We start from the raw sequence: 14,885 nt of genomic DNA, 5'->3' as shown, positions 1-14,885 counted from the left end.
GGTCCTTCTTGGGGGCGCGGGGAACCGCGCGGCCGACCACGACACACCGCGACTGTGCACACCACAGCAGGCGGCACCTCCTGGGGGCGCGGGGAATTGCGCACTCGGCCAGGACGCACCGCCACTGCGCACACCACAGCAGGCGGCACCCCCTGGGGCCACGACCGCGCCGCCGGGGTGCATGCAGCCGTCAGCGGCGCCCCCTGCGGGGAGGAGGAACAGGGCCCGGGGAGGGCCTGAGCTTCAAGCGGGGGCACCCCGTGCGGGGGCTACCCCTTCTCGGTGACGCCCGCCGCGTCGAAGGTGGCGACTTCGTGCATGACGCGCGCCGCGCTCTGGACGAGGGGCAGCGCGAGCAAGGCCCCGGTGCCTTCGCCGAGGCGGAGGTCGAGGTCGACGAGGGGCCGCAGCCCCAGCGTGGTGAGCGCGGCGACATGCCCGGGCTCGGCGCTGCGGTGCCCGGCGATGCAGGCGGCGAGCACCTCGGGGGCGATGGCGCGAGCGACCAGGGCGGCGGCACCGGCGCTGACGCCGTCGAGGATGACGGGGGTACGGAGGGCCGCGGCGCCGAGCAGGAGCCCGACCATGGCGGCGTGTTCGAGACCGCCGATGGCGGTGAGGACGCCGATGGGGTCGCCGGGGTCGGGCCGGTGCAGGTCGAGAGCGCGCCGGACGACCTCGACCTTGCGGGCGTGCATCTCGTCGTTGATGCCGGTGCCGCGCCCGGTGACCTCGGCGGGGTCGACGCCGGTGTAGACGGCGATGAGGGCGGCGGACGTCGTGGTGTTCGCGATGCCCATCTCGCCGGTGAGCAGCGCCTTGTTGCCCGCGGCGACGAGGTCGCGGGCGGTCTCGATGCCGACCTCGATGGCGCGCAGCGCCTCTTCGCGGGTCATGGCGGGCCCCGCGGTGAAGTCGGCGGTGCCCGCGCGGACCTTGCGCGGCAACAGCCCCGGGGTGCTGGGCAGTTCGGAGGCGACGCCGACGTCCACGACGCAGACCTCGGCGCCGACCTGGTTGGCGAAGGCGTTGCAGACGGCGCCGCCGCCGAGGAAGTTGGCCACCATCTGCGCGGTGACCTCCTGCGGCCACGCGGTGACGCCCTGGGCGTGCACCCCGTGGTCACCGGCGAAGATCGCCACGGCCGCGGGCTCGGGGATCGGCGGCGGGCACTGCCGCGAAAGCCCGCTGAGCTGCGCGGAGATGATCTCCAGCATGCCCAGCGCGCCCGCCGGTTTCGTCATCCGCTTCTGCCGCTCCCACGCCTCGCCGAGCGCCTTGGCGTCCAGCGGGCGGATGCCGCGCAGCGTCTCTTCCAGCAGGTCGTGCGGCTCCTCGCCGGGCAGCGCGCGGTTGCCGTACTCCTCGTCGTGCACGACCCACGACAGCGGGCGGCGCTGCGACCACCCGGCCTGCATCAGCTCGGGCTCGTCGGGGAATTCGTCGACGTACCCGACGCACAGGTAGGCGACGACCTCCAGGTGCTCGGGCAGGCCGAGCTCGGTGACCATCTGGCGCTCGTCGAAGAAGGAGACCCAGCCGACGCCGAGTCCTTCCGCGCGGGCGGCGAGCCACAGGTTCTCCACGGCGAGCGCGGAGGAGTACGGCGCCATCTGCGGCTGCGTGTGGCGGCCGAGGGTGTGCCGGCCGCCGCGGGTGGGGTCGGCGGTCACCACGATGTTGACCGGGGTGTCGAGGATCGCCTCGATCTTCAGCTCGCGGAACTGCCGCGCCCGGCCCTTGGGGAGCGACTTGGCGTACGCCTCCCGCTGCTGCATGGCCAGTTCGTGCATCTTCTCGCGGGTCTTCGCCGACCTGATGACGACGAAGTCCCACGGCTGCGAGTGCCCGACGCTGGGCGCGGTGTGCGCCGCCTCCAGGACGCGCAGCAGCACGTCGTGCGGGATCGGGTCGGACCGGAAGCCGTTGCGGATGTCTCGCCGTTCGCGGATCACCCGGTGCACGGCGTCCCGGACGGCGGGCTCGTACGCCTCCGCCGCGGGCCCCTGCTGCGGGGCGACCGCGACCGGCAGCGGCTGGGCCTCTTCGGCCTCGGCGACAGCGGCGGCGACCGGCTCGGGTGCGACGGGCTCGGGGGCGACGGGCTCCGCGACGACCGGCTCCGCGACGACGGCCTCGGGGGCGGCCTCGGGTACGGCCTCCACGGGCGCGGCCTCGGCTTCGGGAGTCGCCTCGGGCGCGGTCTCGGCCGACTGCGCCGGAGCAGCGGCCTGTTCCGGTACGTCCGCCGGTACCGGCACGGCGACCGGCTCGGCCGCGGCGGGCGCGGGCGTCCCCTCGGCGGGCGTCTGCTGGACGGCCTCCACGGGTACGGCTTCCACGGGCGCGGCCTCGGCCGGTGCCGCTTCCACCGGTACGGCCTCGGGCAGCGGCGCCGGAGCCTGTACGGCCGCCGACGGCTGCTCCTCGGGCGCGACGTGCGGCGCCTCCTGCTCGGCCGGGGCCGCGGGCGCGGCCTGCTCGGGAGCGGGCGCGTACTCGGCTGCGGGGGGCTGAGCGGGCGGCACGGGCCGGACCGGCTCGACGGCCACGGGCTGCGCCACGGCCTCAGGCTGCGCGGTGGGTTCGGGCTGCGCGGCGGGTTCGGGGACGGCCACCGGCGCCGGGGCCTGGGCCGGGACGGCGGCGACCGGGGCGGCGGCGGCCGGAGCCGCGGTCTCCTCCGGCGCGTCGTCGGGCGCGAGGAACGCGCGCAACGGGTCGGCGGGCCGCGGCGGGACGACGCTGTCGGCGTGCGGGATCAGCGACGGCTGGGAGGCGGCGGGGGCGGCGGGCCAGCCGCCGACCTGCTCGGCGCCCGCCGTACCGGAGGCGGGAGTCCGGTCCGCGGCCTCGCCGGTCTGCTGGGCCGGGATGCCGGAGGTGTCGTCCTGCGGCACGTCGAGGTATTCGGGGCCGGAGGTCGGCGGGCCCGAGGCCCGTACCGGGGTCTGCGCCGGTGCCTGGGCGTGCGCGGGACCGCGGTCGGCCAGGGAGCGTACGGAGACGCCCCCGCCGATGCTGTCGGGCATCGGCGGGCCCATGTGCAGCGGGCGGCGCGGCGCGGCGGTCTGGGCGGTCTGGGCGCCGGCCGGCTGCGGCACACCGGCAGACGGCATCGGGACCGCGCCCGTGTCGCCGGGGCCGGCGAACTCGGCGGCCGGGGCCGCGTGCTCGGTACCGGTGTCGAAGCCGTAGCCGGGCGCCGGATTCCCCGCGGCGGGTGTCGCGGCCTCGGCCACGGGCGGCACGGCCGGGGGCAGCGCATCGCCGCCCTGCTGGGCGGCCTGCTGGACGTCCTGGGGCAGGCCCTGCGGGAGCGGCTGCGGCGCGAGCACCGCCGCGTAGTCGATGGAGCCGGAGTCCCGGCCGCCCGCCTCGTGCGCGTCGGCGTGGGCCGGTACGGGCTGCGGCGGCACCGGCTGCGGGTCGCTCCAGGACCCCTGCGGGCCCGGCATGAGCAGCACGTCGTCCTCGTCGTCGATGCCCGCGCCGGGAGCGGCGGGCTGGTCGAGGTAGGTGTACGCGGGTGCGCCCTGTTCGTCGGGAAGCGGTTCCGCGCCCCAGCCGGGGACGGACGGCTGCGGTACGGCAGTGCCGGGAAGCTCGGAGTGCGGCTGGCGAACCGCTTCCCCGACTGCGTTCTCCGGCAGCCCCTCGCCGGGGATCCGACCGGTGTCCGTCATGCGTGCCCCTCGCCCATCGGTTTCGCTCCTTCCAGCGCTGCACCGCGCGCGGCCCGACCCCCTCACGCAAGAGAACGAGCGTGCGGAGCAGCGGGCACGTGAGCGCCGGACGCCGCGGTTCTCGACGACCCGTCAACGCACGACGACGGCACAACGATCCGCCAGCCTACCCCGCTCGGCGCGGCGGCCCGTCCGGTGGTCCGCACCTCGGGACGCCCCGCGTACGATGCCCCGACACACGTCCGCGACCGGCGCAAACGCCTTCTGTGCAGGCGTTTTTGATCATGCACAGATCAGCGGCGCGTGCCGCAGAGGGCAAAGGTCACTGAGCGTTCCCGCTCGGCCCACTCGGAATCCAGTTCGACGGATTGCAGGAGAGCGCGTTCCACCTCGTAACCGCCTTCCTCCAGTGCCCTGCTGACCGCTTCGGCCTCGTCGCGGGTGGTCGCGCCGGTCACGATCCGCTCCGGGCGGCGGGCCGCGCAGGCGGCCGTCACCTCGGCGTCGACGCACCCGATCCGTACCGCGTCGGGCTCCGGAAGGTCGTCCAGCACTTGGGGCGCCGGGCCGTGTACGACCTGGAGTTGGACCCCGGCCCTGCGGCCGGTGGCGGTGATCCAGTCGCACGCGTCGGCGTCCCGGTCGACGGCGATGACGGCGGCGCCGAAGCGCGCGGCCTCGACGGCGACGGCGCCGTCCGCGGAGCCGATGTCCCACACGAGGTCGCCGGTGCGCGGGCCGAGCCGGGCGAGTTGGAAGGCGCGCAGATGCGCCGAGGTGTCGCCGCCGTATTCGGACGAGGGCAGCGCCCAGCCGCGGACCGGGCCGGGAAATCCGGGGTCGCGCCCGGCGATCCAGCCGCCGCGCTCCGCCGACGGTACGCCGAGACCGGCCGCTCCCGAACCGGCGGAGGTGGTGCCGCCGACGACCAGGACGACGTTCGGATCGCGCCAGATGTGGTCGGCGACGTTGTCGGAGGTGAGAACTGTCACCTGTTCCTGCTCGGTGCCGAGCGCTTCGCAGATGACGAAGGTGCGGTGGACTCCGGTGAGCAGCAGGGAGAGTTCGACCGGGCCCGCGCCGGGCGCGGTGAGCACGGCGACCTTCGGGTAAGCGCGGCAGACGTTGACCGCGCGGCGCAGGGAGCGGCCGTGCGCGACGACCACGCGGGCGTCGTCCCAGGGCATTCCGGCGCGGGCGAAGGCGGTGGCGACGGCGGAGACGCCGGGGATGACCTCGATCTCCAGGCCGTGTTCCGGCGCCCGCAGCGCGCGGACGACGCCGAAGAAGCCGGGGTCGCCGTCGGCGAGTACGACGGCGCTGCCGCGGTGCTTGGCGATCCTGCGGGCGGCGATCTCGATGCTGCCCAGCACGATCCGCTCGGCGTGCTCGGGGACGTGCGACAGCGCGAGATGGTGTTTGGTGCCCGCGACCAGGGTGGCGGCGTTCAGTGCGGCGCGGGCCGCGTCGGACGGAGGTGAGCCGTCCCATCCGATCACGGTGACCCGGTCGGCCATCGTCGTCTGCCTCCATGGCTGTGCGGATCGCTGCGGACCAGGTCACGGCACGGCGGCGTGGCGCGCCCCGGTCCCGGGGGGAGAACACTATCCGGGCCCGGGTGCCCGGGGACGAGGCGAGGGGGCAGGTATCCGCCACGGCGTCCTCGGAGCCGGTGGGCCGGAGGGCTCAGCGCCAGTCGGCGTACGCGCTGAAGTCGGCGTGGGCGTCGTATCCGCCGTCGCCGGAAGCCTGGCCCGGACCGTCGTCCAGGTCCTCGGGCAGCACGCTCCACACCAGCAGGTCGGTGCGGATCTCGGCCCAGCGGCCGTCCTCGGTCTGGCTGCGGACGATGCCCGCGTTGCGCAGTACGCCCTCGCTGACGCAGCCGATCTTCTGCGCGACCTGTTGGGAGGCGGTGTTGTCGGCCGCGGTGCGCAGCTCCAGCCGTTCGAAGCGCTGGTCGGTGAAGAGCCAGTGGCAGACGGCCTGCACCGATTCGCTGGCGTATCCCTCGCCGCGCGCCCAGGCGGCGGTGAGGTAGCCCACCTCGCTGCCGCGGATCCGCCAGTCGGTGTTGTGCAGGTGGACGGTGCCGACCAGCCGCTGGGTGAGGAATTCGGTGACGGCCAGGACGATGCCGCGGCCGGACTCGCGCTCGGCCGGCGCGGTCCTGGTGACGAACGCGCGGGCGTCGTCCTGCGAATACGGCTGCGGTACGCCGGTCCACGCGATGATCAGCTCGTCGTTCATCATCTCCGCCAGGGCGGGGATGTCGGCCTCCTCGTACGCGCGCAGCACCAGCCGCTCCGTACTGATGGAGATGTCCGGAAAGGTGGGCGTCATTCGCTGCTCCGTAACCAGGGCATGTGTGGATTGCACAGCATGCAGCATCCCGCACGGCATGGGCCGGGCAGGGTCGCCGGGGCGGGAGTGGGGTGCGCGGCGGCGAACGCCCTTCCAGAGTAGGGCGAATGCCGGTCAGGGCGGGTATCCGTGAACGTCATCCGATCCTGCTACCGTCAGCCCGCGTGACAGTGCACCACGCAGCAGGAGTCGGCTATCAACGGGCAGCGGAGGTCTACGAGAGCTCCCGGCCCTCCTATCCGCTCGCCGCGCTCGCCGCGCTGGCGGACGCGTTGCCCCTGGAAGCGGGCCGTACCGTGGTCGATCTCGGCGCGGGCACCGGCAAGTTCACCCGTCTGCTGGCACTGACCGGGGCCGAGGTGCTCGCGGTGGAGCCGGTGAAGGAGATGCGGGAGCGGCTCGCCGAGCTGCTGCCCGCGGTCGCGGTGAACGCGGGGACGGCGGAGACGACGGGGCTGCCCGACGGCTGCGCGGACGCCGTGGTGGCGGCGCAGTCCTGGCACTGGTTCGAGGAGCCGGCCGCGCTGACCGAGGTGGAGCGGCTGCTGCGGCCGGGCGGCGCGCTGGCGCTGGTGTGGAACACCTTCGACACCTCGGAGCCGTGGATGCGCGACTTCCAGGACATCTACTTCCGGCTGGCGCCGCGCGATCTGCCCCGCCCGCCGCTGTCCTCCGGCCTCGGCGACGCGGGCTGGCGCAAGCCGTTCGAGTCGCGGCCCGGCTGGGGGGCGATCGAGGAGCGGCACTGGCCCAATCCGCACTCCACGACGGTCGCGGACATCGTCGACCGGATGATGTCGTCCAGCCATATCGCCGTCCTCGACGCGACCGCCCAGGGGCGGGTGCGCGCGGAGTTGGAGGCGGTGCTGGGGGCGCACCACGCGACGCGCAGCAGCGGCGCGATCGAGATGCCGTACGTGACGGACGTGTACTGGGTGCGGCACGGCTGAGGCCCCGCGCCCTCGGGGGGAGCGGGGCCCGTGCGCGGCGGTCAGGCCGCCGGGGCGCCGAAGGCCGGTATCACCGAGCCCTTGAAGGTCGTCTCGATGTACTGCTTCACCTCGGGCGAGTTGAGCAGTTCGGCGAGCTTCTTCACGCGCGGGTCGTTCTCGTTGCCCTTCTTGACGGCCAGGAAGTTGGCGTACGGGTTCCCGTCCGCCTTCTCCAGCGCCAGCGCGTCCTTGGCCGGGCTGAGGTCGGCCTGGATCGCGTAGTTGCCGTTGATCACGCCCGCGTCCACGTCGTCCAGGGAGCGCGGGAGCTGGGCGGCCTCCAGCTCCTTGAACTTCAGGTGCTTCGGGTTGGCCGTGACGTCGGCGGGGGTCGCGGTCTGGTCGGTGCCCGCCTTGAGGGTGATCAGGCCGTTGTCGGCGAGCAGCTTGAGCGCGCGTGCCTCGTTGGTCGTGTCGTTCGGTACGGCGACGCTCGCGCCGTCCTTGAGCGCGCCGATCGACGTGATCTTGTGGGAGTACAGGCCCAGCGGCTCCAGCTCGACGTTGACGACGGGCACGATGTGGGTGCCGTTCTTCTTGTTGAAGTCGTCCAGGTAGGGCTTGTGCTGGAAGAAGTTCGCGCCGACCTCGCCCTGCTCGGTGGCGGTGTTGGGCAGCACGTAGTCGGAGAACTCCTTGACCTGGAGGTCGAGTCCGGCCTTCTTCGCCAGGTGGTCCTTGACGTAGTCGAGGATCTGCGCGTGCGGGGTGGGGCTGGCCGCGACCACGAGCGGGCCGCTGGTGTCCTTGGCGCTCGCCTTGGAGTCGGAGTCGGAGCCGCAGGCGGTGAGGCCGAGCGAGAGCGCGGCGGCGGCGAGGACGGCGGCAGTGATGGTGGTGTTCTTTCGCACGAAAAGTGCCTCTTTCTGGTTTATCCGGGTCGTGCTGGGTGGTACGGCGCCGCGACGCTGCGGTGCCAGGGGGACAGAAGCGGGTCGGGACGGGAGAGTCGGGCGGTCAGGAGGCTGTCGCCGGGCGCAGCAGGCGCAGCCGGGGGGCCGCGCCGGACCGGCCGCGGCGGGCGACGGTGCGGGCGGCGAAGTCCCCGACGAGCTGGACGAGGGTGACCACGACGACGAGCACGGCGACGATCACCCACATGAAGCCGGTCTCGAAGCGCTGGTAGCCGTAGCGCAGCGCGAGGTCGCCGAGGCCGCCGCCGCCGACCACCCCGGCCATCGCGGAGTAGCCGATCAGCGCGATGACGGTGGTGGTGGCGCTGGCGATCAGTGAGGCGAGCGACTCCGGCAGCAGCACCTTGCGGACCACCGTCCACGTACTGCCGCCCATCGCCTGGACGGCCTCCACCAGGCCGTGGTCCACCTCGCGGACCGCCGTCTCGACCAGCCGGGCGAAGAACGGGATCGCGCCGACGGCCAGCGGGACGACGGCCGCCTCCCAGCCGATGGTGGTGCCGACGATCGCCCGGGTGAAGGACATCAGGGCGATCATCAGGATCACGAACGGCAGCGACCTGCCGATGTTCACGACGACGCCGAGGACGCGGTTGACGGGCAGACAGCGCAGCAGGCCGCCCCGGTCGGTGAGGACCAGCAGGACACCGATCGGCAGCCCCGCGGCCACCGATATGACCGTGGCCCAGGCGACCATGCGCAGCGTCTCGCCACCCGCCTGCGTGAGCAGCGGGTGCATCTCGGACCAGGTCACTTCGCCGTCTCCCCGACCGTGTTCCCGGCCTTCTCCCCCGCCGTGTCTCCTGCCGCGACCGGCTCGGCCTTGGCGGCGACGACGGCGACGTCCAGGCCCTGCTCGCGCAGGTAGCCGATCGGCACCACGTTGTCCTCGAAGCGGCCCGGCAGCTCGATCCGCATCCGGCCGATCTGCCGCCCGTCGTAGGTCTCCATGGCCGCGCCGAGGATGGAGATGTCCACGTTGTACGTGCGCGCCAGCCGGGAGATCACCGGCCGGGTCGCGCTGTCGCCGTGGAAGGTGAGGTCGACCACCGTACGGTCGGGGCCCGACGCGTCGCCGTCCACGGGGAACAGCTCGTCGGCCAGTTCGGAACCGGGGGTGGCCAGCAGTTCGGCCACGGTGCCTGACTCCACTACGCGTCCGCCTTTCATGAGTGCCGCCGAGTCGCAGACCTGCTTGACGACGTCCATCTCGTGGGTGATCAGCAGGACGGTCAGGCCGAGCTGCCGGTTGAGGTCGCGCAGCAGTCGCAGCACGGACCGGGTGGTCTCCGGGTCGAGCGCCGAGGTGGCCTCGTCGGAGAGCAGCACCTTGGGGTCGCCCGCCAGGGCGCGGGCGATGCCGACGCGCTGCTTCTGGCCGCCGGACAGCTGCGCGGGGTAGGCGCGGGCCTTGTCGGACAAGCCGACCAGGTCAAGGAGTTCACCGGCCTTGCGGGCCCGCTGGCGGCCGGAGATCCCCAGGATCTCCAGCGGGAGTTCGACGTTGTCCTGCACGGTGCGCGAGGAGAGCAGATTGAAGTGCTGGAAGACCATGCCGATCCCGGCGCGGGCGGCGCGCAGGGCGGCGGGGGCGCGGTCGGAGCGTCCGGCCAGCGCGGTCAGGTCGCGGCCCGCCACCTCGACGGTGCCGGAGGTGGGGCGCTCCAGCAGGTTCACGCAGCGGATCAGGGTGCTCTTGCCCGCGCCGCTGCGGCCGACGACGCCGTAGACCTCGCCTTCGCGTACCCGCAGGTCCACCCCGTCCAGGGCGGTGACCTCACGGTCGCGCGAGCGGTAGACCTTTCTCAGGTCGGTGGTGGTGATCACAGGAGCGTCCATCGGGGTCGAGCGCGCGGCGGACGTACCACCGCACACGGGGGCGTTCTTCTCGGGACGCGGCACGCGGCGGCACACCGGAAAGGGCGGCGGGCCTCAAAGGATTTCGGCGGCGCTCTGGGCGCTGCGCCGGTGCGTGACGCGGGGCACTCGCTTCGGGGCGCGAGGCGTGGAGGTGGGCCCTCGGTCAGTCACACATTCGACACGCACAACGAACACCGGGCGTGATCGCCTCGGTCGCGCGGCTGCGGCTGTTCGTCGTGGTCATGCGTTCCAGTAAACCAGACGGGTGGCCGCGTTCCGAAATCCGGTCCGATTGTTCATTATGCGGACACACTCACGGGGCCGCCCCGGGCGGGCGGGGACGGGAGATCCGGGCGGGCAGGGGTGGGAGATCCGGGCGTCACGCCCCGTAATAGAGTCGCCGCATGCTCGACGCGGTCCTCATCACGGTCTCGGTCACGGCGCTGCTGCTCGCGGCGTGGTGCGGTTTCGCCGCGTACCGTGACCAGCCGACCAACGACTGGCACTTCATCGCGATGGCCGTGGTCACCGCGGCCGCGCTGGTGCAGCTCGTGATCGCGATCGTGCAGCTCGCCCGCGGCGACCGGCCGCAGCACGGGATGGCGGTCTTCCTCCCGTATCTGCTGGGCGCGGCCGTGACGATCCCGGCGGCGGCCTTCATGTCCCTTGCCGAGCGGACGCGTTGGGGCTCGGCGATCGTGGCGGCCGGCGGTGTGGTGCTGGCCGTGCTCGAACTGCGGCTCAACGAGATCTGGGGAGCCGGCCATGGCTGACGGCACACGCGCGACACGCGCACGGGCACGGACGAAGACGCTGACGAAGGGCACGGACGGCATGAAGGACACGGGGGACGGCACCGCGGCCGAGGCGGCCGAGGACGCGCCGGGGACGCGGATCGGCCAGGGCCCCGGCCGGCTGCTGCTCTCGCTCTACGCGGTCTTCACCGTCGCGGCGCTGTCCCGGTCGATCGTGCAGATCGCGACCAAGTACCACGAGGCACCGCTGGCGTACGTCCTGTCAGGCGTCGCGGGCGTGGTCTACGCGGTGATCACCGTCGCGCTGTGGAAGGGCGGCGAGGCGGCCCGCAAGGTGGCGCTGGTGTGCTGCTCGGCCGAGCTGGCCGGTGTGATCGCGGTGGGCACCCTGACGGTCGTGGACTCCTCGGCCTTCCCCGACGCGACCGTCTGGTCGGACTTCGGGATCGGCTACCTCTTCCTGCCGCTGGCCCTCCCCGTGGCCGGTCTGCTGTGGCTGCGCCGTGCCGCCCGCGAGGCGGGGCGGCCACAGGAACAGCAGACCGGGTCCGGGGCCTGATCCGTACGCGAGGCGCCGTGGAACGCGGCTCAGGCGGTGGCCGCGTAGCCCGCCGTGGCGGCGGCCTTCTCCATGGTCACCAGGCTCAGCCGACGGCTGACCGGCTCCGCGGCGCCCACCTGCTCGTAACCGAGCTTGCGGTACATCCGCAGATTGACCTGGCTGCGGTGGCCGGTGAAGAGCCGGTAGCGCTTGGCCTCCTCCTCGGCCGCCAGTCGCTCCTCGACGGCGTTGAGCAGCCGCCCGCCGAGGCCGTGTCGTTGAAGTCGCGGGTGGACGATCAGTTTCCCGATCCGCGCGGTGCCGTCGTCGTCGACGACTCCGCGTACCGAGCCGACGACCTCGTCGCCCAGGCGCGCCACCAGGACGCACCCCCCGGCGAGTTCGGCACGCAGCTCGTCCAGGGTCTGGGTGAGAGGTTCGATGCTGTAGTCGCCGTACAGCTCCGCCTCGCTCTGGTAGCAGAGGTACTGGAGTTTGAGGATCTTCTCGGCGTCCGAGTGCTCCGCCGTAGAGATGGTCACGCTCATGCCCATGCGCGCAGGCCTCCCCTTCGAATCCGTCCGGGCAGTTTGAGGGTGAGGTATGCGCCCGGAACGAGTGCCTGAACGGAGTTGGTGCGGATATGCGCCGCCTCCGTGGCGCCGATGATCGCACAAACCCTTCGGCGGGGTACCGCCTGCGCCCCACCCAGTTCAGTCTCGTACGGGCGCGCCAAGGGTGCCCACTGCCGCCGACTGTTTACCGTGCATTACCCCGTCTCACCGGGGATCCAACCCTCGAATTCAGGATCGTCCGAAGACAGCCGAGGCAGCGCGACCTCAGCGGTCCGATGCTGCCCTGTGAGATTCCCAACTCGCGGGAGATTTCCCGGTAAGTGGGGTCGGAACGGGACATCAGGGCCGTGACGACCTGCGGGCAGCGGCCGGGCAGCCGCCGTACCGCCGCCTGGACCGTACGGTGTTGCTCCGCCGCCAGCACCAACTCCTCGACCCCGCGCAGCTGCGCGGGCGGCCCCGCGGCGTCCGGGTCCCCGTACGGGCGTTCGCTGCGGATGCGGCGGGCGTGGGCGCGGGCCTCGGCGCGGACCGCGCGGCGCACCCAGCGGTCCGGCTCGGGCGGCGGGCCGCCCAGTTCCAGCAGCCGCAGCCAGACGGCCTGTTCGAGGTCGGCGGCCTCGACACCGCCGCCGGGCAGCGCCTCGGCCGCGGCCTCGGCGGCCAGCAGCGGCCCGAGCGGCGCGTAGGGGTCCGCGGGGGTGTCCGCGGGACGGCGGGCGCGGTCGTCGGCGTGCGGGGCCGCGGACAGGTCGGGGTGGTCCATGGGGATCTGCATATCCGCTGGCACGAGACGGCCGCGCCGGGCGGTTGCCCGGCGCGGCCGTTTTCACCACATGGAGTGGCGGTGGCGGTTCAGGACGTCCGGGTTCAGGACGTCCGGGTTCAGGACGTCCGGGTTCAGGACGTCCAGAAGTCCTCGCGGGCCAGTACGGCGGTGTCGGCGTTGTCGGTGAACAGGCCGTCGATGCCGGTCGCGAACCACGTCTTGAAGGCGGCCAGCGGGTCGCCGTACGCGTTGGGGTCGGTGCCGACCTGGAAGTCGGCGGGCAGGAACTGGTTCTCGTTGCGCGCGGTGAAGGGGTGCAGCACCAGACCGGCCTTGTGCGCGTCCTTGACGACGGCGGTGGGCCGGAGCAGCCTGCCCGAGGCGTCGCGCGGGATGATCACGTCGGTGGTCGGGCCGATGCCCTGGGCGAATCCGGCGATCCAGCGCAGCCCGGCCGGGGTGACGAGGTCGGCCACGGTCCGCTTGTCGCCGGAGACGACGAAGTCCCAGGGCCGCGAGGTGAGGCCGTTGAGCAGGAAGATCTTGGGCGCGGCGCCGCCGAGCGCGCCGAGCCGCTGGAGGCTCTGCGCCTCGAAGGACTGGAGGAACTGCGGGGCGTCGGCGCGGTGCCTGCCGTACTGCTTGAGCAGCTTGATCAGCCGCTCCTCCAGCGGCAGGCCGATGCCGCGGAAGTACGTGGGGTGCTTGGTCTCGGTGTGCAGCCAGACCGGCTTGCCGCGCTTGCGGCCCTCGCGGTCGGCCCAGGCCAGCACCTCCTCGAAGGTGGGGATCGCCCAGCGGCCGTTGTAGACGGTGTTGCGCTGGCGGACGGCGGGCAGCCGTTCGACGGCGCGCAGCCGCTTGAGTTCGGCGAGGGTGAAGTCCTCGGTGAACCAGCCGGTGGTGGGGGTGCCGTCGATGGTCTTGGTGGTTTTGCGGCCGGCGAACTCCGGGTGGTCGGCGACGTCGGTGGTGCCGCCGATCTCCGGCTCGTGGCGGCAGACGAGGTGGCCGTCCCTGGTGGGTACGACATCCTGCTCGACGACGTCCGCGCCGATCTCCAGCGCGTACTCGTAGGAGCCGAAGGTGTGCTCGGGCCGGTATCCGGCGCTGCCGCGGTGCCCGACGATGGTCGGGACCGGCAGCTTGGGCGTGCCGCCGTGGCCGGGGGCGCCGTGCCGGGGCCGGGCGGTGGACTGTTCCCGGGCCTGCGCCGTACCGGCCGTGCCGAGTACCGCGCCGCCCGCGCCGAGTGCCGCCGCGGACAGGACAGCGCGCCTGCCGAGGCCGGTCTTGTGCTGGTCATCCGTCATGCGCGCATCGTGCCGTGAAAGTCTGTCGCCCCGTCGACATCAGCCGTAACACACACCTAACGCGTGTCAACACTGCGTAGCGGACGTGTGAACCCGGCGTGCGGCGGGGCCCCGCGCGGAAGTATCGTCCTTGTGTACGGTGCGGCGTCCCGCGGTCCCGCCGGTCCTGCGGTCAGGCTGCCGTCGTACCGCGACATCGCAGCACCGCCGCCGTCCGTCCCGCCCAGGCGTGTCCGAACCGGAGGATCCGTTGTCCCGCATGTCCCGCAGCTTGCTCAAGGCGATTCTCGGAGTGCTCATGCGCGTCCTGTACCGCCCCGTGGTCGAGGGCGTGGACGGCATCCCCGGTGACGGTCCGGTGATCTTGGCCGGGAATCACGTCACCTTCGTCGACTCGATGTTCCTGTCGCTGGTGGTGGACCGGCAGGTGTACTTCATCGGCAAGGACGAGTACGTGACGGGCAAGGGCGTCAAGGGCCGGCTGATGGCCTGGTTCTTCACCACCTGCGGCATGATCCCGGTGGACCGGGACGGCGGCCACGGCGGTGTCGCGGCGCTGATGACCGGCCGCCGCGTGCTGGACGAGGGCAAGATCTTCGGCATCTACCCCGAGGGCACGCGTTCCCCCGATGGCCGTCTGTACCGCGGCCGGACCGGAATCGCCCGGTTGGCCCTGATGACCGGCGCCCCGGTGGTGCCCTTCGCGATGGTCGGCACCGACAAGGTGCAGCCCGGCGGCAAGGGGATGCCCCGGATCGCCCCGGTCACCATCCGCTTCGGCTCCCCGCTGACCTTCTCCCGTTACGAGGGCATGGACCGCGACCGCTATGTGCTGCGCGCCCTGACCGACGAGGTCATGAGCGAGGTCATGCGGCTCGGCGGCCAGGAGTACGTGGACATCTACGCGACGAAGGCCAAGGCCGCCTGATAGGGCGGGGGCCGCGCCCGGCGCCCGCCGTGACATGGCGGGTTCACGGGGGCCGGTTACGCGGCTGGCGGTGGCCGTTCGGCGGCTCGCCGCGGACGGCTGATCGCGGGCGTCGACGACTGGACGGACTGCCTGATGCTGATGCAGCCCGGCCATGTCGACTCGGCCTCGACCGACGACACCATCCT

13 protein-coding genes are annotated in these 14,885 nt (G+C 72.9%); 4 read left to right on the top strand and 9 right to left on the bottom strand.

Annotated features, from left to right (window positions below):
• Positions 1-269 precede the first annotated feature (269 nt).
• From cobT to ACIOC1_RS17000, 3 genes are all read right to left on the bottom strand, one after another.
• Entirely contained in the window at positions 270-3,686 is a 3,417-nt protein-coding gene (gene cobT / locus ACIOC1_RS17010) for a nicotinate-nucleotide--dimethylbenzimidazole phosphoribosyltransferase (protein ID WP_401855041.1), read from the bottom strand.
• Between the two features lie 293 nt (positions 3,687-3,979).
• Positions 3,980-5,203, bottom strand: coding sequence for a precorrin-6y C5,15-methyltransferase (decarboxylating) subunit CbiE (gene cbiE / locus ACIOC1_RS17005; RefSeq protein WP_401307028.1), 1,224 nt, complete (start codon positions 5,201-5,203; stop codon positions 3,980-3,982).
• A 169-nt stretch (positions 5,204-5,372) separates the two neighbouring features.
• Positions 5,373-6,029 (bottom strand): GNAT family N-acetyltransferase, encoded by a 657-nt coding sequence (locus ACIOC1_RS17000; RefSeq protein WP_355332616.1) that lies wholly within the window; start codon positions 6,027-6,029, stop codon positions 5,373-5,375.
• A gap of 185 nt (positions 6,030-6,214) precedes the next feature.
• On the opposite strand from ACIOC1_RS17000, the gene ACIOC1_RS16995 reads away from it, so the two are divergent.
• Positions 6,215-7,000, top strand: a complete 786-nt coding sequence (locus tag ACIOC1_RS16995; protein WP_355332619.1) for a class I SAM-dependent methyltransferase — start codon at positions 6,215-6,217, stop codon at positions 6,998-7,000.
• A gap of 41 nt (positions 7,001-7,041) precedes the next feature.
• On the opposite strand, the gene ACIOC1_RS16990 is transcribed toward ACIOC1_RS16995, so the two are convergent.
• The 3 genes from ACIOC1_RS16990 to ACIOC1_RS16980 all read right to left on the bottom strand — a co-directional run bounded on the left by ACIOC1_RS16990 (position 7,042) and on the right by ACIOC1_RS16980 (position 9,783).
• Complete coding sequence (locus tag ACIOC1_RS16990; RefSeq protein ID WP_391126216.1) at positions 7,042-7,893, bottom strand: MetQ/NlpA family ABC transporter substrate-binding protein; 852 nt, start codon at positions 7,891-7,893, stop codon at positions 7,042-7,044.
• A 106-nt stretch (positions 7,894-7,999) separates the two neighbouring features.
• Positions 8,000-8,710 carry a methionine ABC transporter permease gene (locus ACIOC1_RS16985; RefSeq protein ID WP_355332624.1) on the bottom strand — a complete coding sequence of 237 codons (711 nt, stop codon included), beginning with the start codon at positions 8,708-8,710 and terminating at the stop codon, positions 8,000-8,002.
• Positions 8,707-9,783, bottom strand: a complete 1,077-nt coding sequence (locus ACIOC1_RS16980) for a methionine ABC transporter ATP-binding protein (protein WP_401855036.1) — start codon at positions 9,781-9,783, stop codon at positions 8,707-8,709. Before ACIOC1_RS16980 ends, ACIOC1_RS16985 begins: the two co-directional genes overlap by 4 nt.
• Positions 9,784-10,220: 437 nt before the next feature.
• Here ACIOC1_RS16980 and ACIOC1_RS16975 point away from each other — a divergent pair, with 437 nt between their 5' ends.
• Both ACIOC1_RS16975 and ACIOC1_RS16970 read left to right on the top strand, forming a co-directional pair.
• The gene (locus tag ACIOC1_RS16975; RefSeq protein WP_401307017.1) at positions 10,221-10,589 is read left to right on the top strand and encodes a hypothetical protein; all 369 of its coding nucleotides are present in this window, start codon (positions 10,221-10,223) and stop codon (positions 10,587-10,589) included.
• Positions 10,582-11,130 (top strand): hypothetical protein, encoded by a 549-nt coding sequence (locus ACIOC1_RS16970; RefSeq protein ID WP_401855033.1) that lies wholly within the window; start codon positions 10,582-10,584, stop codon positions 11,128-11,130. Before ACIOC1_RS16975 ends, ACIOC1_RS16970 begins: the two co-directional genes overlap by 8 nt.
• Before the next feature lie 29 nt (positions 11,131-11,159).
• Here ACIOC1_RS16970 and ACIOC1_RS16965 read toward each other — a convergent pair whose 3' ends face one another.
• From ACIOC1_RS16965 to ACIOC1_RS16955, 3 genes are all read right to left on the bottom strand, one after another.
• Complete coding sequence (locus ACIOC1_RS16965; protein ID WP_355332631.1) at positions 11,160-11,666, bottom strand: GNAT family N-acetyltransferase; 507 nt, start codon at positions 11,664-11,666, stop codon at positions 11,160-11,162.
• A 205-nt stretch (positions 11,667-11,871) separates the two neighbouring features.
• Complete coding sequence (locus ACIOC1_RS16960; RefSeq protein ID WP_391160874.1) at positions 11,872-12,453, bottom strand: sigma-70 family RNA polymerase sigma factor; 582 nt, start codon at positions 12,451-12,453, stop codon at positions 11,872-11,874.
• 134 nt (positions 12,454-12,587) lie between these two features.
• Positions 12,588-13,769: a glycerophosphodiester phosphodiesterase gene (locus ACIOC1_RS16955; RefSeq protein WP_401855029.1), complete on the bottom strand. Its 1,182-nt coding sequence runs from the start codon at positions 13,767-13,769 to the stop codon at positions 12,588-12,590.
• Positions 13,770-14,028: 259 nt separating this feature from the next.
• Here ACIOC1_RS16955 and ACIOC1_RS16950 point away from each other — a divergent pair, with 259 nt between their 5' ends.
• On the top strand, positions 14,029-14,697 hold the full coding sequence (locus tag ACIOC1_RS16950) for a lysophospholipid acyltransferase family protein (RefSeq protein ID WP_355332639.1): 669 nt from the start codon (positions 14,029-14,031) through the stop codon (positions 14,695-14,697).
• The last annotated feature ends 188 nt before the right edge of the window (positions 14,698-14,885 follow it).

Origin of the sequence: Streptomyces sp. NPDC088197, from assembly GCF_044741185.1 — a bacterium.
Classification (GTDB): domain Bacteria; phylum Actinomycetota; class Actinomycetes; order Streptomycetales; family Streptomycetaceae; genus Actinacidiphila.
This window is presented reverse-complemented; position numbering and strand designations above follow the sequence as displayed.

Excerpts from the sequence above, each read along its gene's own strand:
- cobT (WP_401855041.1), bottom strand. The coding sequence starts at position 3,686 with ATGACGGACACCGGTCGGATCCCCGGCGAGGGGCTGCCGGAGAACGCA.
- cbiE (WP_401307028.1), bottom strand. The coding sequence starts at position 5,203 with ATGGCCGACCGGGTCACCGTGATCGGATGGGACGGCTCACCTCCGTCC.
- ACIOC1_RS17000 (WP_355332616.1), bottom strand. The coding sequence starts at position 6,029 with ATGACGCCCACCTTTCCGGACATCTCCATCAGTACGGAGCGGCTGGTG.
- ACIOC1_RS16975 (WP_401307017.1), top strand. The coding sequence starts at position 10,221 with ATGCTCGACGCGGTCCTCATCACGGTCTCGGTCACGGCGCTGCTGCTC.
- ACIOC1_RS16970 (WP_401855033.1), top strand. The coding sequence starts at position 10,582 with ATGGCTGACGGCACACGCGCGACACGCGCACGGGCACGGACGAAGACG.
- ACIOC1_RS16965 (WP_355332631.1), bottom strand. The coding sequence starts at position 11,666 with ATGGGCATGAGCGTGACCATCTCTACGGCGGAGCACTCGGACGCCGAG.
- ACIOC1_RS16960 (WP_391160874.1), bottom strand. The coding sequence starts at position 12,453 with ATGGACCACCCCGACCTGTCCGCGGCCCCGCACGCCGACGACCGCGCC.
- ACIOC1_RS16955 (WP_401855029.1), bottom strand. The coding sequence starts at position 13,769 with ATGACGGATGACCAGCACAAGACCGGCCTCGGCAGGCGCGCTGTCCTG.
- ACIOC1_RS16950 (WP_355332639.1), top strand. The coding sequence starts at position 14,029 with ATGTCCCGCAGCTTGCTCAAGGCGATTCTCGGAGTGCTCATGCGCGTC.